This window comes from Noviherbaspirillum agri (genome assembly GCF_054780595.1).
In genome coordinates this window covers 79,032-98,996 of the sequence record NZ_BAAGWA010000012.1, presented here as the reverse complement: position 1 = coordinate 98,996, position 19,965 = coordinate 79,032, and the positions used below count along the sequence as shown (strand labels likewise).

The window sequence follows — 19,965 nt, the reverse complement described above, 5'->3', positions numbered from 1 at the left end:
TGCTGATGTCGATCAGGCATGGACTTATACATCTACTATCGCGCGAGATGTGAAAACGCGGATGCGCTCTGCACGCAAGCGCGAGCCATGCAACAATGCCTTTCGCGCGAATATGGTATCGTCACCGGACTCAAGCGCCGCCCGGAAGCAAAGGACGGCCAGCATACCTGGATGGAAATCTACCAGAATGTTCCGGCCAATTTTGTGGACGCGCTCGAGAGCGCCGTTGTACAGGCGGGCTTGCCCGCTCTGATCGACGGCCAACGCAATATCGAATACTTTTTGGATGTATCTTCATGTGCCTGATCGTTTTCGCCTGGCAGGTTATTCCGGGCATTCCACTGGTTGCTGCCGCTAACCGCGATGAGTTTTACAGTCGCCCGGCGGCTCCTGCCGACTGGTGGGCCGATCATCCCCAAGTCTACGCTGGCCGTGATTTGCAAGGGGGTGGCACGTGGATGGGGGTGACGCGCGAGGGTCGTTTTGCCGCGATCACGAACGTCCGCGCTCCCGATGAGAAGCGTGACGGCGCGCCCTCACGTGGCAGACTGGTTGCGGATTACCTTGCGGGACAAGCTGCACCGGAAATCTATATCGAAGAGATTGCATCGCGCGTTGCACAATTCAACGGATTCAACTTGCTGGTCGGAGATCAGCACAAGATGATCTGGTTTTCCAATCGCGCAAACGACGATGCCCGCAACGGCAAGCCGCTCCCGCCGGGCATTTACGGACTTTCAAATGGCACGCTGGATACGCCGTGGCCGAAAGTCGTCCGGACGAAGGCGCAGTTCGCAAGCCTGCTGTGCCAGGGTGCACCGGAAGAAGCCTTCTTCGAGATGTTGACCGACACGGCGCGCGCGTCCGATTGCCGGCTGCCGCGCACCGGTGTCAGCATGGAGTGGGAGCGTATCCTCTCCTCGGTCTGCATCGAGTCACCGGAGTACGGCACCCGAACCTCAACCACGGCACGACTGTATGCGAACGGCACGGCGGCACTGGACGAGCGGATAATCCGCTAGTTCATTCCATTGAACACATGCCGCATCTGGATATGCGGTATCCCGGCCTCCATGAACTCCTCGCCTTCGCGCATGAAGCCGAAACGCGCATAGAAACACTCTGCATGAGTTTGTGCGTTCAACATGACTGCCGAATCACCACGCCGCTTCGCCTCATCCATCAATACCGTTAGGATCGCGCCGCCGACACCTTGCCCGCGCACCTCGGCACGGACCGCCATGCGCCCGATATGGCCGTCCGGCAGGAGGCGGCCCGTAGCGATTGACCTGCCGTTGCTATCGTACGCGACCACATGCAGTGACCTGGGGTCCATCTCGTCCCATTCCATTTCAAGCGGAACCTTCTGTTCCACCACAAAAACGTCGTAACGCACCGGCTGCGCATCAGCTCGCAACGCATCCCAGTCGCCGGCGACTACGCGAATGCTCATGACAAAGCCGCTGGAGGAATCTTTTCGAAGCGAGTCAGCACGGATCGCCATTCATCGGGTAGCGGGACGCCCTTGCGTGCCGACGTGTCCGCGTACACGTACACCAGCTCGCCGGATATCAGGTGCTGCTCTCCATGGTAAATCTCGAGCACGAATCGCACCGACGTGCGTCCGAAACCGGCGCAACGGACGCCGATGTCGAGCACATCGTCAAAGCGAGCCGGAGCCTGGTACTCAATGGTCGCCTTGCGCGCAAACATTTCCCGTCCGTCTCGGGCCTGTTCCAATACGTTTGGCAAGCCGGTTTCGCGCCAGTACTCCGTGAAGGCGACATCAAAATACGTGAGGTAATGGCCGTTAAATACGATGCCCTGCATGTCGACCTCAGCCCAGCGAACGCGCAGAGAATGAAAGAAGGAAAAGTCTTCGCGTGCCATATTGTCTGTATAGATTCAGCAACCTCAACTCGCCGCGACAAGGCCGGTTTAACCGGCCATGCTGCCGCGCTATCCTGCTAATCCGCCAGAAATCCGCGTATCAGCTGATTCACACGTTCCGGCTGCTCGTGGACCACCCAGTGCGTCCCTTCAGGGATGCGCTCGAGATTCAAGTCGTCGACAAAATCACCGAGCCCATCGACCAGCGATTTCGGCAACGCGATATCCTGCTCCCCCCATATGACACGCGTCGGCACCTTCACGCGGAAATCTTCCGGATTCAGCGCCAGCTTCAACGGCCCCGGTTGATCCTCGGTCGGCGGATGCAAGGGCGACGCGCGGTAATAATTGACGCCGCCGGTCAATCCCCGCGACCAGCATGCATGATATTTCGCGCGCACTTCCTCGGTAAACCACGGAGTCGGCGATTTGCCCATCCCGCTCAACAGCCCTTCAAGCAGCGCGAAGTTGTCCTTCGCCAGCGCTTTTTCCGAGCCTTCAGCGCGCAGCCAGTTCATGTACTCGCTGGCTGATTTCTGTGCCGGATCGGTGGCCAGTGCCTTCATGAACAGGTAGGGATGCGGCGCATTAACGATGATGAGTTTGTGCAGCAGATGCGGCAGCGCGATCGCGAAGTTCCACGCAACCGCCCCGCCCCAGTCATGCGCCACCAGCACGAACTTTTCATAGCCGAGATGCGCGGCAAGCAGGCGCAGGTCTTCGACGATGTACTTTGCCTTGTACGCAGAAGCCTCAGCAGGCATGTCCGACAGGTTGAAGCCCCGCAAGTCGGGCGCGACTGCAAAATAGTCGCCGCCGAACTCGGCAAGTTGCGCCTCCCATTCGTACCAGAATTCCGGAAAGCCATGCACGAACAGGATCAGCGGCTTGCCCTTGTCACCGGCACTTGCGTAATGCAGGCGCGTGCCGTTTTGCAGTACGGCGAACTGGTTGTCTTGAATTGCTGCGCTCATTGCTCACCTCCTCGGTTGATGGAATGGCCGAAACAGCATGCGATCATTTCACATTCATTTTTGCCTGCAGCATCTCGCGTACCTGCGGCGTTGCGGCATATGGATCGCTTGGATTGCGGGTGAGGAGGATGTCTTCCATCCTTGTCTGCACGTTGCCCAATGCTTGCGGGTGGGAATAGATATAAAACTGGCCGTCCTTGATCGCGTTGAAGGTGCGCTCTGCGACTTCCGCCGCAGTGACTTTGCCGGACGACACGGCCTTCTCCGAGACCACCTGCGCAACCATCTGGCTGGTGGTCGGGCCGGCGCTCATCTTCACATCTTCCGGACGGTTGCGATGCGACTGGCTGATCCCGGTCGGGACGAAATACGGACACAGCACGGATGCGCCGATGGGAGCCTTGATCAACTGGAGATCCTGATACAGCGTTTCCGATAGCGATACCACGGCATGCTTCGAGACGTTGTACACACCCATGTTCGGCGCATTCAACAAACCGGCCATCGATGCGGTGTTGACGATATGCCCTTCATAATCGGCCTCTTTCTTGGCACATTCGAGCATCAGCGGTGTAAACACGCGCACACCATGGATCACGCCCCACAGGTTGACGCCGAGCACCCACTCCCAGTCGGCGATGGAGTTTTCCCAGATCAGTCCGCCGGACGCGACGCCGGCATTGTTGAACACGAGATGGACCGCACCGAACTTTTCCATCGTCGCATCGGCAAGCGCCTGCACCTGCTCGGCCTTGCGTACGTCGCACCACACGGCGAGCACCTGCGCGCCCTGCTCTTCCAGTTCCGCCTTTGTCTTGTCCAATGCGTCCTGCTGCACGTCGGCCAGCACGAGCTTCATGCCGAGGCGCGCGCTAATGATGGCGAACTCCCGCCCGAAGCCACTGGCGCCGCCGGTAATCACCGCGACCTTGTTCTGGAAATTCTTCATGTTGTCTCCTGTTTGTATATTTGATACCTGTGCTGAGCGACGTTCGGTCGCGGCTTACACCAGCTTTACCAATTGTTTGCCGAAGTTCTTGCCCTTGAGCATGCCGATGAATGCCTGCGGCGCCGCTTCCAGTCCTTGCGCAACCGATTCCCGGAACTTGAGCTTGCCGGTAGCAACCAGCGCCCCCAGCTCTTTCAATCCCTGCGGCCAAAGATCCATGTGCTCGGACACGATGAAGCCGCGCATCGTCAGGCGCATCGTGAGGAAAGCGCGCACGTTATTGATCGGCATCGGCTCGCCGTCGTAGCCGGCAATCAGGCCGCACAGTGCGATACGGCCGAACGGATTCATGCGTGCCAGGCTGGCATCGAAGATTTCGCCGCCAACGTTCTCGAACACGGCATCGATGCCGTTCGGAGTAGCGGCAGCGAGGTCGGCGGCAAGATTGCCTGCCTTGTAGTCGATGCACGCGTCGAAGCCCAGTTCCGTCGTGACGTAGTCGCACTTTTCCTTGCCGCCGGCGATGCCCACGGCACGGCAACCGCGCAGCTTTGCCAGCTGGCCGACCACGCTGCCCACGGCACCGCTCGCCGCCGACACCACAATCGTCTCCCCTTCCTTCGGCTGCATGATCTGCGTGAGGCCGTACCACGCCGTCATGCCCGGCATGCCGACTGCGCCCAGATAGGCGGACAGCGGAATGTGCGTGGTATCCAGCCTGCGCAGCAACGCGCCGTCGGACACGCCCATTTCCGACCACCCGAGCATGCCTTGCACCTTGTCGCCGACAGCAAACTTCGGGTTCTTCGACTCGACCACCTCGCCGACCGTGCCGCCGATCATCGTTTCACCGATTGGCTGCGGTGCGGCATAGCTCTTCACGTCTTCCATGCGCATCCGCATATAAGGGTCGAGTGAAAGGTAGTGATTTCGGATCAGGATCTCGCCATCCTTGATCGCAGGAACCAGCGCTTCTTCGAGGCGGAAATTGTCGGGCGAAACTTCGCCCTTGGGGCGGGATGCAAGCACAATGCGTTTGTACGTAGTCACGGTATCCTCGTTCTCTTCTTGATTGAATTGATTGAATCAAGCGCCAGCGGTGCGCCGAATGCCGCATAGTGTCCGCTGGACAGCTCCTTACAGGTGCTACTCGTGTTCCAGTTTCCTGGCGACATCCAGCCGCTTGAGATACTTGAACGTGCCGGTCGCCTTCGCCACCAGCTTGTCGTCGTACCACAGCTCCCCCTCGCAAAAACAGATCGTGGTGGAGCGGTGAAGTGCCTTGCCTTTTGCAACAACGCGTCCGCCGGCGTGGCCGCACGGCTGCAGGAAACTGGTCTTCATCTCGATCGTGACGCCGCCGCGCGCATCCGGATCCAGCGAGCGGCCCGCCATCGACATGGCCACGTCCAGCAGCGTCATCGTAATGCCGCCATGCGTGACCATCCAGCTGTTCATGTGACGCTGTTCCAGTGTGAGGGCAACCTGCGCCTCGCCGCCAGCCATGCCGAGGAACTCGACGCCGAGATCGTGCAGGAACGGGATCTCGACCGGGAAAGCCTGGGATTTGCTGGTATCCATCAGTGAACCGCAGAAACACCGCCATCCACTGCAAGGATCTGGCCGGTAATGTGTTTGCCTGCATCCGACGCGAACAGGAGTGCTGCGCCCTTGAGATCTTCGTCGTCGCCGATACGTTGCAGCGGCGCGCGTCTGGCGAGGTTGTCCGCACCAAAATTCTCGAGCACGCCCTTGGTCATCTTGGACGGGAAGAATCCCGGCGCCAGCGCATTGACGGTAATGCCATGACGCCCCCACTCGCCCGCCAGCGTGCGGGTGAAGTTCACGACCGCACCTTTGGACGTGTTATACGCGATGGTTTGCATTGAGTCTGGCCCGTTGCCGGACAGGCCGGCGATCGATGCCACGTTGATGATGCGTCCGTACTTGCGCGGAATCATCGATTGCTTGCCGACTGCTTGCGACAGCAGGAAGATGCTGCGGATGTTGAGGTTCATGACCTTATCCCATGCTTCCGTCGGGTAATCCTCTGCTGGCGCGCCCCAGGTCGCCCCGGCATTGTTGACCAAAATGTCGATATGGCCGAGGCGCTTCATCGCTTCGGCAACTAGCGGCGCCACCGCAGATTCCTGCGACAGGTCGGCCGCAATGGCGCTCGCTTCGATGCCGCGCTCCTTCAGGTGGGTGACAGCTTCATCCAGATCCGTCTGTTTGCGCGAGGACAGGACGATTTTTGCGCCCTGTTCGCCAAGTGCTTCGGCAATCTGCAACCCAAGCCCGCGCGAGCCGCCAGTCACGAGTGCAGTCTTGCCCTTCAGGTCAAATAGTTGTTGTACGGTTTTCATCTTGTCTCCTTATGTTCAGGTCAATCTTCAGATCAATGCGCTTAAAACCATGCGTCCTGCATGTCGAGCGTGGTGGTGTCGATGCTTTCAAGTAGATCGAGCTGTGGCTGTACCTTCGGCAGCTCCCACTTGAAGAAGTAGGCACAGGTCTGCAGCTTCCCCTTGTAGAAGTCCGCATCATGTCCGCTCTTGCCGACCGAGAGTAATGCCTGCTGCAGCCAGATCCATGCCACGACAGTATGGCCGAACGCTTCAAGATACGCCGAAGCATTGGCCAGCGTCTTGTTCAGGTCGCCGGCGGCGTAAAGTGCCTGCGTCACTTTTTCAATACGTTGCAGCACTGTGCCGAGTGATTTTGCGTAGCCGGCAAGCTCGGGCACCTCGGCCGCCTTGCTGATGGTCTTCATGACCTCGACGCCGAGGGCCTTGAATGCCGCGCCGTTCTGCATCGTCACCTTGCGCCCAAGCAGATCGAGGCCCTGGATGCCGTGCGTTCCCTCGTGGATGGGATTGAGGCGGTTGTCGCGGTAGAACTGCTCAACGTTGTACTCGCGGGTATAACCATAGCCGCCATGCACCTGGATCGCGAGGCTGTTCGCCTCGAGGCACCACTGCGACGGCCAGGACTTCGCGATCGGCGTGAGGATATCGAGGAGCAAGGTTGCATGCTTGCGCGTTTCTTCGGATTCCGCCGTACGCTCATCGTCCACCAGTCGTGCGCAGTACAGATTGAGCGCGAGGCCACCTTCGACATAGGCCTTTTGTGCCAGCAGCATGCGTTTCACATCCGTGTGCTGGATGATCGGGATCTGCGGCTGGGCGGCATCCTTGTTCAGCGGATGGCGTCCCTGCGGACGCTCGCGCGCATACTCCAGTGCATGCAGGTAACCGGTATAGCCGAGCATGACCGCACCGAGTCCGACGCCGATACGCGCCTCATTCATCATGTGGAACATGTTCGCCAAGCCCTTGTGCTGCTCGCCGACGAGATAGCCGACCGCGCCGGCCATTCCGCCCGGCTTGAACTTGCCTTCGCCGAAGTTCAGCAGGCAGTTGGTCGTGCCGCGATACCCCATCTTATGGTTCAGGCCGGCCAACACGACGTCATTGCGTTCACCCAGCGAGCCGTCCGCATTGACCAGTTTCTTCGGCACGATGAACAGTGAAATGCCCTTGACACCCGGGATCAGCTTGCCATTCTCGTCCGGCACTTTTGCCAGCACCAGGTGCACGATGTTTTCGGACAGCTCGTGCTCGCCGGCAGAGATCCACATCTTGTTGCCCGTGAGGCGATAGGTGCCGTCCGGCTGCGGCTCCGCGCGCGTCACAATATCAGAGAGCGACGACCCGGCCTGCGGCTCGGACAGGCACATCGTGCCGAAGAACCGCCCCTCCATCATCGGCTTGACGAAGGTTTGGATCTGTTCCGGCGTGCCGCACTTGAGCAGCGTGTTGGCATTGCCGATCGTCAGGAACGGATAGGACGATGTGCCGACGTTGGCGCCCTTGAAGTAGGCGAAGCCGGCTTTTTCGATCACGCAAGGCAGCTGCATGCCGCCGAAGTCGTAGTCCTGGCCGGCCGCCATCAGGCCCGCATCGCAGAACGCCTTCAGCGCAGTCTTTACCTCGGGGATGATATGGACGGTCTCGCCGTCGAAATGCGGTTCTTCCTGGTCGTTCTTCTTGTTGTGCGGCGCGAACAGGTCGGTGGCGATCTGCTCGCAGGTGTCCATCGCAGCGCTGAAGGTTTCGCGCGAATGGTCGGCGTAGCGTGCACGCGTGGTCAGCTCCTCGGCATTGAGCATTTCATACAGCACAAACTCCAAGTCACGGCGGGATACGATTTTCGATTGCATGATTATCAACCTCCGCGCGCGCTCCTCATGATCATGGCGCGCGCATACGAGCATTGTCGGGATGCGGGTGCCATTCGTTCAACGGACACCCAATGCAAACATGGGCGCCGTAGCGCCCATGCAGAGTTGTCGGTTATACGACTTCGAACAGGCCGGCGGCGCCTTGTCCGCCGCCGATGCACATCGTCACGACGACATACTTTGCGCCGCGGCGCTTGCCTTCGATCAGCGCATGGCCGGTCAGGCGGGCACCGGAGACGCCATAGGGATGGCCGACGGCGATTGCACCACCGTTGACGTTCAGGCGGTCCATCGGAATGCCGAGCTTGTCGGCGCAATACAGCACCTGCACGGCGAATGCCTCGTTCAACTCCCACAGGCCGATGTCTTCCATCTTCACGCCGGTCTTCTTCAGCAGTTTCGGAATCGCAAAGACGGGGCCGATGCCCATTTCGTCCGGCTCGCAGCCGGCGACAGCAAAGCCGCGGAAAATGCCGAGCGGCTGCAGGCCCTTCTGCTCTGCCACCTTGCTGTTCATGACGATGGTGCAGGCCGCACCGTCGGAATACTGGCTAGCGTTGCCTGCCGTAATGACACCGCCGGGGATCGCGGTGCGGATTTTCGATACGCCTTCGAGCGTCGTGTCGGCGCGGATGCCTTCGTCGGCGGAAATCGTGACTTCGCGCGTAACCAGCATGCCGCTTTCCTTGTCGGCGACACCCATGATGGTGGTCATCGGCACGATCTCGTCGTTGAACTTGCCGGCGGCCTGCGCAGCGGCTGCGCGTTGCTGGCTCTGCACGCCATACTCGTCCTGGCGCTCCTTGCTGATGTTATAGCGCTTGGCGACGTTTTCTGCCGTTTGCAGCATCGGCCAGTAGATTTCCGGCTTGTTCTGCTTGAGCCAGGTGTCCATGATCATGTGCATGTTCATTTCCTGCTGCACGCAGGAGATGGATTCGACCCCGCCGGCCGCGAAGATGTCGCCTTCGCCGGCGATCACGCGTTGCGCCGCCGTGGCAATGGTCTGCAGGCCGGAGGAGCAGAAACGGTTGATCGTCATGCCGGGAACCGTCACCGGGCAGCCGGCGCGCAGAGCGATCTGGCGCGCGATGTTGCTGCCGGTTGCGCCTTCCGGATTGGCACAGCCCATGAGAACGTCCTCCACCTCGCCCGCATCGATCTTCGCGCGCTCGATGGCCGCCTTGAGAACATGGCCGCCCAGCGTCGCGCCGTGGGTCATGTTGAACGCCCCCTTCCAGGATTTGGCCAGGCCGGTGCGGGCGGTGGATACGATGACGGCGTCAGTCATTTGAGGCTCCTTGAGTGAATTGGTGAATGTCCGGATCGGTGTCCGGACAAGTGTTGTATGGGCAGATCAAAAAAGTGCGAAATGAGAATATCACATTTTTAGCACGATCGTTCGCAAAAATATGAAGCTGCCGAGAATCATCAAAACGGCTGCGTTCAAAGGCTCCTTTTACGAGTGAAAAAGGGCGGAAATCCGCATCCGTTTACCTCCTTTAATCCGTGTCCACGTCGTAAGGTTTCTGTAAGTTTGAAGCAAGCATCGCGTAAGGTTTGCGTGGCACGCTGCGTAGCAATGGGCAAAGAATATTTGCACATTAATTAAAAATTTATTAAGGAGACATAGCATGGCGACAGTTCAGACAACTGCTGACCGCGGCATGACAGCAGAGGAGCGGAAAGTCATTTTCGCTTCCTCGCTCGGAACCGTGTTCGAGTGGTACGACTTTTATCTATACGGCTCACTGGCAGCAATTATTGCGAAGCAGTTCTTCGCCGGTACCGATCCCAATACCGCGTTCATTTTCGCACTCTTGGCGTTTGCGGCAGGCTTCCTTGTCCGCCCGTTCGGTGCGCTGGTATTCGGCCGTCTCGGCGACATGATCGGTCGTAAGTACACCTTCCTGGTGACGATCCTTATCATGGGTATCTCCACGTTTATCGTGGGTCTGTTGCCTAACTATGCCTCCATTGGTATCGCGGCACCGATCATCCTGATCTCGCTGCGTATTCTGCAAGGTCTGGCGCTGGGCGGCGAGTATGGTGGCGCGGCGACATACGTTGCAGAACACGCACCTCATGGCAAGCGCGGCGCCTACACCGCCTGGATCCAGACCACTGCAACGCTGGGTCTGTTCTTGTCGCTGATGGTGATTCTCGGTACCCGTACCGCAGTCGGCGAAGAGGCCTTTGCGGATTGGGGCTGGCGTGTCCCGTTCCTGGTCTCCGTGTTCCTGCTGGCAATTTCAGTGTGGATCCGCCTGTCCATGAACGAATCCCCGGCATTCGCCAAGATGAAGGCTGAGGGCAAGACCTCCAAGGCGCCGATTTCCGAGTCCTTCGGCCAGTGGAAGAACCTGAAGATCGTCATCCTGGCACTGGTTGGCCTGACTGCCGGCCAAGCTGTCGTCTGGTACACGGGTCAGTTCTACGCCCTGTTCTTCCTGACGCAGACACTGAAGGTCGACGGCGCAACGGCTAACCTGCTGATCGCTGCTTCGCTGGTTATCGGTACGCCGTTCTTCATCGTGTTCGGTGCGCTGTCCGACAAGATCGGCCGCAAGCCGATCATCATGGGTGGCTGCCTGATCGCTGCGCTTACCTACTTCCCGATTTTCTCGGCAATGACCCACTATGCGAATCCGCAGCTGGAAGCCGCTCTGAAGAACGCTCCGGTGGTGGTGACTGCTGATCCGGCCGACTGCCAATTCCAGTTCAACCCGACCGGCACCAAGAAGTTCACCTCTTCTTGCGATATCGTGAAGGCGAAACTGGCTGCCGCTTCGGTGAACTACTCCAACGCCGAGGCAGCACCGGGTACGGTTGCCACCGTCAAGGTCGGCGACACGGAAATCACCTCGTACAACGCCGCCGGCCTGTCGAAGGAAGAGGCTGCTGCGAAGGAAAAAGCTTTCGCGAAGGAACTGTCTGACGCCATCAAGGCTGCAGGCTATCCGGCCAAGGCTGATCCGGCCCAGATGAACAAGGGCATGGTTCTGTTGCTCCTCGTCATTCTGGTTATTTATGTGACCATGGTGTACGGCCCGATCGCTGCAATGCTGGTAGAAATGTTCCCGACCCGCATCCGCTACACCTCCATGTCGCTGCCGTATCACATCGGTAACGGCTGGTTCGGCGGCCTGCTCCCGACGACGTCGTTCGCGTTGGTTGCTTACAAGGGCGACATCTACTACGGCCTCTGGTATCCGATCATCATTGCCCTGATGACTTTCGTCATCGGCGTGCTGTTCGTGAAGGAAACCAAGGACAAGGACATCTACGCTGGAGATTAAACGTCTAATCGTCCCAGGCGCATCTTCGGATGTTCCTGGTTTCAAAGCCGCCAGTACTCCTGGCGGCTTTTTTTATGCAGACCCGGATTTGGCACAATGGAGCGCTCTGCTAACATGGCGGCTTGAATCTGGGGCCCGAACGCCCTCCTGCTGAAACCTTTGCTGAACTCCCACCTTACTCTCCATGAAGACACCGCCCCGCCTCGGCACTCCGCTGTCCTCCACCGCCGTCAAAGTCATGCTGCTGGGTTCCGGCGAACTCGGAAAGGAAGTCATCATTTCCCTGCAGCGTCTGGGTGTCGAGGTGATTGCGGTGGACCGCTACCCCAACGCTCCCGGACACCAGGTCGCGCATCGCGCGCAAGTGATCGACATGACGGACGGCGCAGCGCTCGCGGCACTAATCGAGCAAGAACAGCCCGACCTTGTCGTACCCGAGATCGAGGCGATCGCGACGCCGACGCTGGTCGAACTGGAAAAAGCCGGCAAGGCGACCGTGATCCCCACCGCGCGCGCAGCCTGGCTCACCATGAATCGTGAGGGCATTCGCCGCCTGGCGGCGGAGGAACTCGGCCTGCCGACCTCACCGTACCGCTTCGCAGACAGTCTGGACGCACTTAAGGCCGCATGTGACGCCGTCGGCTTCCCCTGTGTGGTGAAGCCTGTCATGTCCTCCTCCGGCAAGGGCCAGTCAAAGGTGGATGCGCCGGATGAGGTGGAGGCCGCCTGGAACTACGCGGCATCGGGCAGCAGGGTCGATGCAGGGCGGGTGATTGTCGAAGGCTTTATCGATTTCGATTACGAAATCACGCAACTGACCGTCCGTGCAAGCAATGGCAAAGGTGATGTCATCACCCATTTTTGCGAGCCGATCGGCCATGTGCAGGTCAAGGGGGATTACGTGGAATCCTGGCAGCCGCATCCGATGCCGGAAGCGGCCCTCGTCAGGGCGCGCGACATCGCGAAGAAAATCACTGACAACCTCGGCGGCCTCGGTATCTTCGGCGTCGAACTCTTCGTCAAGGACGACATGGTGTGGTTCTCTGAGGTGAGCCCGCGCCCGCACGATACCGGCATGGTGACCATGGCCAGCCAGTGGCAGAGCGAATTCGAGATTCATGCGAAGGCAATCCTCGGTTTGCCGGTCAACGTCGCAGTGAAGGCGCCGGCCGCTTCGGCAGTGATCTACGGCCAGCATGAGGCCAGGGCAATCGCTTTCGATGGTGTCGCCGATGCGCTTGCCGTGCCCGGTGCAGATATCCGGCTGTTCGGCAAACCGGAAGCGTTTGCGCGCCGCCGCATGGGCGTGGCGCTGGCGACCGCCGACGATGTAGAGACTGCACGTTGCCGTGCCAAGGAAGCGGCGTCGAAGGTCAAGCCGGTGTTGCCGGAATAAGCCCGCGAGGCTCGCTTGCGACGTCAGGGTTGAAGTGTCAGGACGCCGAGGCGGCCCTTCTCCACCTCTTCTCGGTGGGTTTTCATCGGGATGTATTCGACCCTCGCCCAGCGTTCATTCAAGTTGCGATACAGCGGCGACAGGACATTGCCTGATTGCCCGGTCGAATGCATGAAGCGCGAGTTCTCCAGGTCCGACAAATCGTAAATTGCACGCAGGCTCGCCGCATGCCGGTTGGCAAAAGGCGCCTTTTCGTCGCGCAGGTTATGGCGACCGACATTCACGGTAAAGGTATCGCCCGGCGTCGGAACCGCAATATCAAACATCCATGCCAAGGCCTCCTTCCGCGCGAACGGGCGGTGCTCCGAGTGCGCCATGTGCGCTTCACCCCAGCGCCATGCATCCATGTCCGAACCGTAGCGATCAACGAGGTCATCGAGGGCCGTCTCCAATGACGACGACAGCAGCTCGGCACAGGTCTGCACCTTGCCTGCGTTCCCTGCGTCGGCACACCATCTGCCCTGCCCGTCCTTGTTCTGCAAGACATTCACTGTCGAGCGATGGACGTTGCGCTGCTCCCAGTAATCCTTCATCAAGGCTTCGCCGAGTTCATCCTGAAAGATTGCCCGCGAGGCGGCCCGCATCCAGGCCGTAAAGACAAGCGGCTCCGGGCGGTCGGCGTCCATCGAACCATTCCATGCCGCCAGCATCGCGATCGCCTTTTTCGCACGTTCCGACTGCGGCACGGCGTCGCGTAATAACGGCAGGGCTTCCTGTGCCGCGAGCGAAACATGGTCCTTCTGGATCGCGGCAAAACTCTCCATGCTGTGTTTGTCACGCGCATCGAGCAGCGCGTCGATGCGGTTGGCACGATACGGCAGCGTCCATTCGCTGGTAAGGAAATGCGGATAATCCGCGCCGACGAACTTGTGGTTGGCCGTCATCAGCCGGTGCGACGCCGGGTTGTAAACACGCGGCAGCTCGTCGAAGGGAATGAAACCAGTCCAGTCATAGCGCGCATCCCACCCGGGCGCCGGCGCGAGTCCCTTGAGGTCGTTCTCTGCCGAGCGAACCGGCACGCGCGCCGGCGCAATCAGGCCGATATTGCCGTCGACATCCGCATACGCAATGCTCTGCTGCGGCGCATGGAACTCTTTTGCCGCATCGAGGAACTGCGGCCAGTTCTGGGCGCGGTTGAGCTTCATGCCTGCCTGCAAGGTGGTATCGTCGGGCTGCAATGCGGTCCATGCGAAGGCAATGACGTGTTTCGTCGCATCCAGTGCCGCCTTCTCAAGGATGGGCAGCGCGCCGCTGATCACGGGACCGTGCCGCGTTTCCCGCACCTGCAGAGTCACATCGTCCTGCCCTTTCACCTTGATCGTTTCCTCGCGTATCTGGAAATTCGCCCAGCCGTCAGGCGTCTGGTATTGGGCGCTGTTTTCCGGATTGATCCGCTCGATGTACAGATCCTGCACGTCCGGTGCCGTGTTCGTGAAGCCCCACGCAATGCGGTCGTTACGGCCGAGCACAATGGCCGGAATGCCTGGCAACGATGCCCCGATCACATTCAGGCCGGGTGCGGAGAGATGCGCGAAGTACCACAACGCAGGTACGTACAAGCCGAGGTGCGGATCGTTCGCCAGCAGCGGTTTGCCGGTTTCCGACAATGCGCCACTGACTACCCATTCGTTCGACCCCATTCCGTCGACATAGGATGAAGGCGCGATTGCCGCCACCGCAGCGAGCTGTTCGGTCGTGCCGGCCAGTTCGCGGTACAACTTGGTGTAGTCCTGTGTCGCTAGCACCGGGTCTCTTGGATACGGCGCGAGGAATTCATTGATCTGCGCGAGCGACAGGCGTTGCGACATGCGCATGCGCAGCAGTTCCTGGGTCCAGTTCGCACCGAGATCCCATGCCATCATGGTTTGCCAGCCCACGGAGTCAACCGGCTCCCAAGGTGCCGGTGCCGGTGCGCCGGTCAGGATGAATTCCGGCGGCAAAGGCCCTTTACGGTGCGCGAGATAGGCATTTACGCCACGCGCATACGCTTCCAGCGACGTCCGGGTCTCGATTGAAAGGCGCGCCAGGATTTTCTCTGCATTGCGACGCACGCCGAGGGTGCGCAGGAAGCGATCGGTATCCACTGCCGCCGGTCCGAGGATCTCTGCCAGCGTACCGGCGGGGATACGGCGGTTGAGTTCGAGTTGCCACAAGCGGTCTTGCGCATGGACAAAACCGAGCGCGAAATAGGCATCGTTGGCCGACTTCGCGTAGATATGCGGCACGCCTTCGGCATCGCGCACGATGTCTACCGGTGCGGAGATACCAGCCAGACGAAGGGTGCCGTCGATTTGCGGCTGGCTTGCCCCGCGATACCAAATGACGGTGGCTGTGATCGCCAGCAGCAATACGGCGAGTGTCGCCGCAACTTTTTTAAATAATCCAGTCATATTGTTAATGTCTCACTCCACGGCCGCGTGAGAGCGTATCACAGGCTTCGTACAGACGATTTCCAAATGGTAAGATGTCGCATTCCTCGCAGCGAACTCCCAACTATCTTATGAAATTCGATGTCGCCATCGTCGGAAGCGGGCTGGCCGGCTTGTCGGTCGCCCTGCATCTTGCGCAGACCCGCAAAGTAGTGATCGTCTCCAAACGCAGCTTGCTCGACGGCGCCAGCAACTGGGCACAAGGCGGCATCGCGGCAGTACTCGACTCGCACGACAGCCATGAGCAGCATATCGCAGACACCCTCGTCGCCGGCGCCGGCCTGTGCGACGAAGGGGCTACGCGTTACATCATTGAACATGGTCGTGAAGCAATCGAGTGGCTGATCGCGCAGGGAGTTCCCTTCACGCGCGACCCGTCCGCGGAGCTGGGCTTCCACCTCACGCGCGAAGGCGGACACAGCCAGCGACGCATCATCCACGCTGCGGATGCGACCGGGCACGCTGTGCAGGTCACGCTGGAACAAAAGGCGCGCTCCCATCCGAACATTACGGTTCTCGAAGACCATTTCGCCATCGACGTCATCAAGTCAGACAAGCTGGGAACGGGCGAAGGACAACCCTATTGCGTCGGCTTGTATGTCCAGGATGTCAACACCGGCAAGGTGATGACGCTCGCCGCCGATCAAACGGTGCTTGCGACCGGCGGCGCCGGCAAGGTGTACCTGTACACCACCAATCCGGATACCGCGACCGGTGACGGGATCGCGATGGCGTGGCGCGCAGGGTGCCGCGTGGCCAACATGGAGTTCATCCAGTTCCATCCGACCTGCCTGTACCATCCCTACGCAAAATCCTTCCTCATCAGCGAGGCCGTGCGCGGTGAAGGCGGCGTGCTGAAGCTGCCGGCCGAAGCCGGCACCGCAGCCGGACAGCGCTTCATGCCGTGGCACGACGAACGCGCCGAGCTTGCACCACGCGACATCGTCGCGCGCGCAATCGACTTCGAAATGAAAAAGCGCGGCCTCGATTACGTCGATCTCGACATCAGCCATCAGCCGCCGGAGTTCCTGAAAGAGCATTTCCCGACGATCTACGCACGCTGCCTGGAGCTGGGCATCGATATCACCAAACAACCGATTCCGGTGGTGCCTGCGGTGCACTTCACCTGTGGCGGCGTGGTGACCGACATGGTCGGCCGCACCGACCTGCCCGGCCTGTATGCGGTAGGAGAAACGGCTTACACCGGCCTGCACGGCGCCAATCGCCTTGCGAGCAATTCACTGCTGGAATGCCTGGTTGTCGGCCGCGCAGCGGCAAAAGATATCGAGCAGCAGCCCAAGCCGAAGACCATCGCCCTGCCCGCCTGGGACGAGAGCCGTGTTACCGACGCCGATGAAGAAGTCGTCATTGCGCACAACTGGGATGAGCTGCGCCGCTTCATGTGGAACTACGTCGGCATCGTGCGCACCACCAAGCGCCTCGAGCGCGCGCAACACCGCATCAGACTGTTGCGCGAAGAGATCTACGAGTACTACTCGCATTTCCGTATCACGCGCGACCTGCTGGAGCTGCGTAACCTGGTTGATGTCGCGTCCATGATCGTCGACAGCGCACTGTCACGCCGTGAAAGCCGGGGATTGCATTACAGCCAGGACTACCCGCAAACATTGCCCAAGGCATTGCCCACCGTACTCTCGCCGGAACGCCGTTAACTTGTGCGCGCGGAAACCGGGCGCACATAAAAAAACCGGCCTCAAAGGCCGGTTACGGGGAGTTCTCAGCAACGCTTACTCAACAATTCGCAGCGAGTAATCGGTTGCCCGCACGTCCTTCGTCAGGCTGCCGATCGAGATGCGGTCCACGCCGGTCTCTGCGATGGCCCGTACCGACGACATGTTCACGCCACCGGACGCTTCCAGCAGCGCCCGGCCGTTTGTGAGCTTCACCGCGTCACGCATCATGTCCAGCGAAAAATTATCGAGCAACACGGAGCTTGCACCTGCAGCCAGTGCCTCCTCCAGCTCGGCCAGGTTTTCCACTTCGATCTGAATCGACACGCCAGCATTGAGTGCCTGTGCTGCGCGCATCGCTGCAGTAACGCCGCCCGCCGCCGCAATATGGTTTTCCTTGATCAGGATGCCGTCATACAGCGCCATCCGCTGGTTCTTGCCGCCGCCCACGCGCACTGCATACTTCTGCGCAAGCCGCAATCCCGGCAGGGTCTTGCGGGTATCGAGAATCGCTGCGCGCGTTCCTTGGATGACATCGACATACTGACGAGTGGCCGTCGCCACACCGGACAGCAGCTGCAGGAAATTCAGCGCGGTGCGCTCGGCAGTCAGCAGTGCGCGTGCGGGAGCCTGGATGGCACAGACCTCGGTGTCCGCTTCCATCATCGCACCTTCGGCATAGCACCATTCGATGCGGATGCGTGCGTCGAGCTGCTTCATCACACCCTCGAACCACGGCGCACCGCACAGGACGGCTGCCTCGCGCACGATGACACGGGCTTTCACCCATTCATTTTCCGGCACCAGTTTGCCGGTCACATCACCGGTGCCGACGTCTTCCGCCAGTGCGGCCTGGATATTCGCTTCAAATGCGGCAACCAACGCCGAATCGAACGGCGCAAACGGATTATTCAATGTGCTCATGCGGGCCCAATCCCTGCAAACAGTTTCTGTTCTTTTGCCAGGTCGCTGCCGGGGCGAACGCTGGCTTTATGCTGCGCGGCGAAAGCCAGCATGCGGTCGATGCAGACATAGGCCTTGCGTCCGATCTCCGGATCGACATGGATTTCGTTCTTGCCCGACTCCAGGACATCGGCGAGGTTCTGCAAGCCGTTCATTGCCATCCAAGGGCAATGTGCACAGCTCTTGCAGGTGGCGCTGTTGCCTGCGGTCGGCGCATCGATGAAGCGCTTGCCCGGTGCTGCCATGCGCATTTTGTGCAGGATGCCGTTGTCGGTGGCGACGATGAATTCTTCCGCATCGAGCGTCTGCGCCGCCGCGATCAGTTGCGAAGTGGAGCCCACCACATCTGCTTGCGCGACAACCGATTCCGGCGACTCCGGATGCACCAGAATCTTCGCCTTCGGGTGTTCCTTCTTCAGGAGTTCCAGCTCGAGGCCTTTGAATTCATCGTGCACGATGCAGGAACCCTGCCACAGGAGCATGTCGGCACCGGTCTTCTTCTGGATATAGCTGCCGAGGTGCTTGTCCGGGGCCCACAGGATTTTCTTGCCCTGCGCATGCAGGTGCTCAACGATCTGCAGGCCGATCGACGACGTCACCATCCAGTCAGCACGTGCCTTGACCGCTGCGCTGGTATTCGCATACACCACGACGGTGCGGTCCGGATGGGCATCGCAAAAGGCTGCAAATTCGTCCGCCGGGCAGCCAAGATCGAGCGAACAGGTCGCATCGAGATCCGGCATCAGGATCGTTTTGTCCGGGCTGAGGATCTTTGCGGTTTCGCCCATGAACTTCACGCCCGCGACTACAAGCGTCTTGGCCGGATGATCGCGACCGAAACGCGCCATCTCGAGCGAATCGGAGACGCAGCCGCCGGTTTCCTCAGCCAGGTCTTGCAGGTCGGCATCCACATAATAATGTGCTACCAGCACCGCCTCTTTTTCCTTCAGCAGGCGCTTGATGCGATCCTTGAGCGCAGCCTTTTCGGCAGGAGCAAGTGCGACCGGCACGCGTGCCCAGGCATTTGCGGTGCAACTCGTGCCCACGTCCATTTGCGGGCGTTCAAATTCGACGGTTTTGATAGGTTGAATCTGCATGGTATTGGAGCGGTAAGTTTGGCGCGACATCTGGCGCGAAACGGCAAAACGTGAAGTATGCCCGATATCGGGCAACTGAGGGTCGCAGTCGCATTTTCAAGCGAAACTCACGCGAAGCGCTACAAAAATGCTGAATCTTTAGCCTTTGTGAAATCATCTCTCATCATCCGGCAGGCAACGTGGTTTATCTGTTTTGCAATCCACCATAGTTGTTTACGCGCGCAAGAATCGGCTGCATACTAATGTTGACTACAATCAATAAAAAAGCGGTCAGCTTCGACAAAACATATAAAACGGCGGCTTGAGGATCGACGGCTTCGTCCCGGAGCACCTCAATAAGTTGCGAAGCTCCTGATTCACGATACGAAAATGTCATTGCATTTTCGCTGGAGGAAAGACAACCATGGCAACAATTATTTTTGACAAAACTGACAAGGGCCGGGAAGAAATCGCAACACGCAAATTTCAACTCGCCCCCAAGATGCGCACGCTGCTTGTCATGATCGACGGCAAGCAAAGTGTTGACGAACTCATGCAGAAAATCGGCGGGCTCGGCTTTACCCCCGAAAGCCTCAATGAGCTCATAGTCAACGGATTCATCCATCAGGTTGCGGCCATCGAGACGCCTGCCGAGGCACCTGCACCTGTACCGGAACCAACTCCCGTCGCTGCAGGACCGACCGCAGCACAGGCGAATCAATTCCAGGCGCTCTATCACTTCTACACGGAAACGATCAAGAGCACGATCGGCTTGCGTGGTTATGGTCTGCAGCTGAAAGTCGAAAAAGCTTCTTCGATTGATGAGCTGCGCGAGTTGCGCGAGCCTTACCTCGAAGCAGTGCTCAAGTCGAAGGGCAAGGAGATGGCACAAAGTCTTCGTGGTCGACTGGATGAACTGCTGAACGCATAAGGGCTCGACCCTGCCACCACTTCAGTCTTCAGCGCAACGCGACACCAATTCATCCAGATCCAGT

Annotated in this window: 19 protein-coding genes; 6 read left to right on the top strand and 13 right to left on the bottom strand. The window is 59.5% G+C overall.

Annotated features, from left to right (window positions below):
• Window positions 1-18 precede the first annotated feature (18 nt).
• Both ACYVIA_RS17880 and ACYVIA_RS17875 read left to right on the top strand, forming a co-directional pair.
• Window positions 19-306, top strand: coding sequence for a DUF4936 family protein (locus tag ACYVIA_RS17880; RefSeq protein WP_460843191.1), 288 nt, complete (start codon window positions 19-21; stop codon window positions 304-306).
• Window positions 297-1,022: an NRDE family protein gene (locus ACYVIA_RS17875; RefSeq protein ID WP_460843189.1), complete on the top strand. Its 726-nt coding sequence runs from the start codon at window positions 297-299 to the stop codon at window positions 1,020-1,022. The genes ACYVIA_RS17880 and ACYVIA_RS17875 overlap by 10 nt, the downstream gene beginning before the upstream one ends.
• Here ACYVIA_RS17875 and ACYVIA_RS17870 read toward each other — a convergent pair.
• The 9 genes from ACYVIA_RS17870 to ACYVIA_RS17830 form a co-directional block, all read right to left on the bottom strand.
• Entirely contained in the window at window positions 1,019-1,453 is a 435-nt protein-coding gene (locus ACYVIA_RS17870) for a GNAT family N-acetyltransferase (protein WP_460843188.1), read from the bottom strand. The genes ACYVIA_RS17875 and ACYVIA_RS17870 overlap by 4 nt on opposite strands.
• Window positions 1,450-1,890: an acyl-CoA thioesterase gene (locus ACYVIA_RS17865; RefSeq protein ID WP_460843186.1), complete on the bottom strand. Its 441-nt coding sequence runs from the start codon at window positions 1,888-1,890 to the stop codon at window positions 1,450-1,452. Before ACYVIA_RS17865 ends, ACYVIA_RS17870 begins: the two co-directional genes overlap by 4 nt.
• 77 nt (window positions 1,891-1,967) lie before the next feature.
• Window positions 1,968-2,864, bottom strand: a complete 897-nt coding sequence (locus tag ACYVIA_RS17860) for an alpha/beta fold hydrolase (protein WP_460843185.1) — start codon at window positions 2,862-2,864, stop codon at window positions 1,968-1,970.
• Between the two features lie 43 nt (window positions 2,865-2,907).
• Window positions 2,908-3,813 (bottom strand): SDR family oxidoreductase, encoded by a 906-nt coding sequence (locus ACYVIA_RS17855; RefSeq protein WP_460843183.1) that lies wholly within the window; start codon window positions 3,811-3,813, stop codon window positions 2,908-2,910.
• Between the two features lie 54 nt (window positions 3,814-3,867).
• Window positions 3,868-4,863, bottom strand: a complete 996-nt coding sequence (locus ACYVIA_RS17850) for an NADP-dependent oxidoreductase (protein ID WP_460843181.1) — start codon at window positions 4,861-4,863, stop codon at window positions 3,868-3,870.
• Between the two features lie 96 nt (window positions 4,864-4,959).
• Entirely contained in the window at window positions 4,960-5,394 is a 435-nt protein-coding gene (locus ACYVIA_RS17845; RefSeq protein ID WP_460843179.1) for a PaaI family thioesterase, read from the bottom strand.
• Window positions 5,394-6,179 carry an SDR family oxidoreductase gene (locus tag ACYVIA_RS17840; RefSeq protein WP_460843177.1) on the bottom strand — a complete coding sequence of 262 codons (786 nt, stop codon included), beginning with the start codon at window positions 6,177-6,179 and terminating at the stop codon, window positions 5,394-5,396. The genes ACYVIA_RS17845 and ACYVIA_RS17840 overlap by 1 nt, the downstream gene beginning before the upstream one ends.
• A gap of 41 nt (window positions 6,180-6,220) precedes the next feature.
• Complete coding sequence (locus ACYVIA_RS17835) at window positions 6,221-8,035, bottom strand: acyl-CoA dehydrogenase (RefSeq protein ID WP_460843175.1); 1,815 nt, start codon at window positions 8,033-8,035, stop codon at window positions 6,221-6,223.
• A 133-nt stretch (window positions 8,036-8,168) separates the two neighbouring features.
• The gene (locus ACYVIA_RS17830) at window positions 8,169-9,347 is read right to left on the bottom strand and encodes an acetyl-CoA C-acyltransferase (protein WP_460843172.1); all 1,179 of its coding nucleotides are present in this window, start codon (window positions 9,345-9,347) and stop codon (window positions 8,169-8,171) included.
• Window positions 9,348-9,690: 343 nt separating this feature from the next.
• On the opposite strand from ACYVIA_RS17830, the gene ACYVIA_RS17825 reads away from it, so the two are divergent.
• Window positions 9,691-11,355 carry an MFS transporter gene (locus ACYVIA_RS17825; RefSeq protein WP_460843170.1) on the top strand — a complete coding sequence of 555 codons (1,665 nt, stop codon included), beginning with the start codon at window positions 9,691-9,693 and terminating at the stop codon, window positions 11,353-11,355.
• A 184-nt stretch (window positions 11,356-11,539) separates the two neighbouring features.
• Window positions 11,540-12,751: a formate-dependent phosphoribosylglycinamide formyltransferase gene (gene purT / locus ACYVIA_RS17820; RefSeq protein ID WP_460843167.1), complete on the top strand. Its 1,212-nt coding sequence runs from the start codon at window positions 11,540-11,542 to the stop codon at window positions 12,749-12,751.
• Window positions 12,752-12,774: 23 nt separating this feature from the next.
• On the opposite strand, the gene ACYVIA_RS17815 is transcribed toward purT, so the two are convergent.
• On the bottom strand, window positions 12,775-15,201 hold the full coding sequence (locus ACYVIA_RS17815) for a penicillin acylase family protein (protein WP_460843165.1): 2,427 nt from the start codon (window positions 15,199-15,201) through the stop codon (window positions 12,775-12,777).
• A gap of 110 nt (window positions 15,202-15,311) precedes the next feature.
• On the opposite strand from ACYVIA_RS17815, the gene nadB reads away from it, so the two are divergent.
• Window positions 15,312-16,913 carry an L-aspartate oxidase gene (gene nadB / locus ACYVIA_RS17810; protein ID WP_460843163.1) on the top strand — a complete coding sequence of 534 codons (1,602 nt, stop codon included), beginning with the start codon at window positions 15,312-15,314 and terminating at the stop codon, window positions 16,911-16,913.
• Between the two features lie 75 nt (window positions 16,914-16,988).
• Here the strand turns inward: nadB and nadC are convergent, their stop codons facing one another.
• From nadC to ACYVIA_RS17795, 3 genes are all read right to left on the bottom strand, one after another.
• Window positions 16,989-17,855, bottom strand: a complete 867-nt coding sequence (nadC, locus tag ACYVIA_RS17805; protein ID WP_460843161.1) for a carboxylating nicotinate-nucleotide diphosphorylase — start codon at window positions 17,853-17,855, stop codon at window positions 16,989-16,991.
• Window positions 17,852-18,991, bottom strand: coding sequence for a quinolinate synthase NadA (gene nadA, locus ACYVIA_RS17800; protein WP_460843160.1), 1,140 nt, complete (start codon window positions 18,989-18,991; stop codon window positions 17,852-17,854). Before nadA ends, nadC begins: the two co-directional genes overlap by 4 nt.
• A 184-nt stretch (window positions 18,992-19,175) precedes the next feature.
• Window positions 19,176-19,508: a hypothetical protein gene (locus tag ACYVIA_RS17795; RefSeq protein WP_460843158.1), complete on the bottom strand. Its 333-nt coding sequence runs from the start codon at window positions 19,506-19,508 to the stop codon at window positions 19,176-19,178.
• Here ACYVIA_RS17795 and ACYVIA_RS17790 point away from each other — a divergent pair.
• Complete coding sequence (locus ACYVIA_RS17790; RefSeq protein WP_460843156.1) at window positions 19,491-19,901, top strand: hypothetical protein; 411 nt, start codon at window positions 19,491-19,493, stop codon at window positions 19,899-19,901. The genes ACYVIA_RS17795 and ACYVIA_RS17790 overlap by 18 nt on opposite strands.
• The last annotated feature ends 64 nt before the right edge of the window (window positions 19,902-19,965 follow it).

Excerpts from the sequence above, each read along its gene's own strand:
- ACYVIA_RS17880 (WP_460843191.1), top strand. The coding sequence starts at position 19 with ATGGACTTATACATCTACTATCGCGCGAGATGTGAAAACGCGGATGCG.
- ACYVIA_RS17875 (WP_460843189.1), top strand. The coding sequence starts at position 297 with ATGTGCCTGATCGTTTTCGCCTGGCAGGTTATTCCGGGCATTCCACTG.
- ACYVIA_RS17870 (WP_460843188.1), bottom strand. The coding sequence starts at position 1,453 with ATGAGCATTCGCGTAGTCGCCGGCGACTGGGATGCGTTGCGAGCTGAT.
- ACYVIA_RS17865 (WP_460843186.1), bottom strand. The coding sequence starts at position 1,890 with ATGGCACGCGAAGACTTTTCCTTCTTTCATTCTCTGCGCGTTCGCTGG.
- ACYVIA_RS17860 (WP_460843185.1), bottom strand. The coding sequence starts at position 2,864 with ATGAGCGCAGCAATTCAAGACAACCAGTTCGCCGTACTGCAAAACGGC.
- ACYVIA_RS17855 (WP_460843183.1), bottom strand. The coding sequence starts at position 3,813 with ATGAAGAATTTCCAGAACAAGGTCGCGGTGATTACCGGCGGCGCCAGT.
- ACYVIA_RS17845 (WP_460843179.1), bottom strand. The coding sequence starts at position 5,394 with ATGGATACCAGCAAATCCCAGGCTTTCCCGGTCGAGATCCCGTTCCTG.
- ACYVIA_RS17840 (WP_460843177.1), bottom strand. The coding sequence starts at position 6,179 with ATGAAAACCGTACAACAACTATTTGACCTGAAGGGCAAGACTGCACTC.
- ACYVIA_RS17835 (WP_460843175.1), bottom strand. The coding sequence starts at position 8,035 with ATGCAATCGAAAATCGTATCCCGCCGTGACTTGGAGTTTGTGCTGTAT.
- ACYVIA_RS17830 (WP_460843172.1), bottom strand. The coding sequence starts at position 9,347 with ATGACTGACGCCGTCATCGTATCCACCGCCCGCACCGGCCTGGCCAAA.
- ACYVIA_RS17825 (WP_460843170.1), top strand. The coding sequence starts at position 9,691 with ATGGCGACAGTTCAGACAACTGCTGACCGCGGCATGACAGCAGAGGAG.
- purT (WP_460843167.1), top strand. The coding sequence starts at position 11,540 with ATGAAGACACCGCCCCGCCTCGGCACTCCGCTGTCCTCCACCGCCGTC.
- ACYVIA_RS17815 (WP_460843165.1), bottom strand. The coding sequence starts at position 15,201 with ATGACTGGATTATTTAAAAAAGTTGCGGCGACACTCGCCGTATTGCTG.
- nadB (WP_460843163.1), top strand. The coding sequence starts at position 15,312 with ATGAAATTCGATGTCGCCATCGTCGGAAGCGGGCTGGCCGGCTTGTCG.
- nadC (WP_460843161.1), bottom strand. The coding sequence starts at position 17,855 with ATGAGCACATTGAATAATCCGTTTGCGCCGTTCGATTCGGCGTTGGTT.
- nadA (WP_460843160.1), bottom strand. The coding sequence starts at position 18,991 with ATGCAGATTCAACCTATCAAAACCGTCGAATTTGAACGCCCGCAAATG.
- ACYVIA_RS17790 (WP_460843156.1), top strand. The coding sequence starts at position 19,491 with ATGATCGACGGCAAGCAAAGTGTTGACGAACTCATGCAGAAAATCGGC.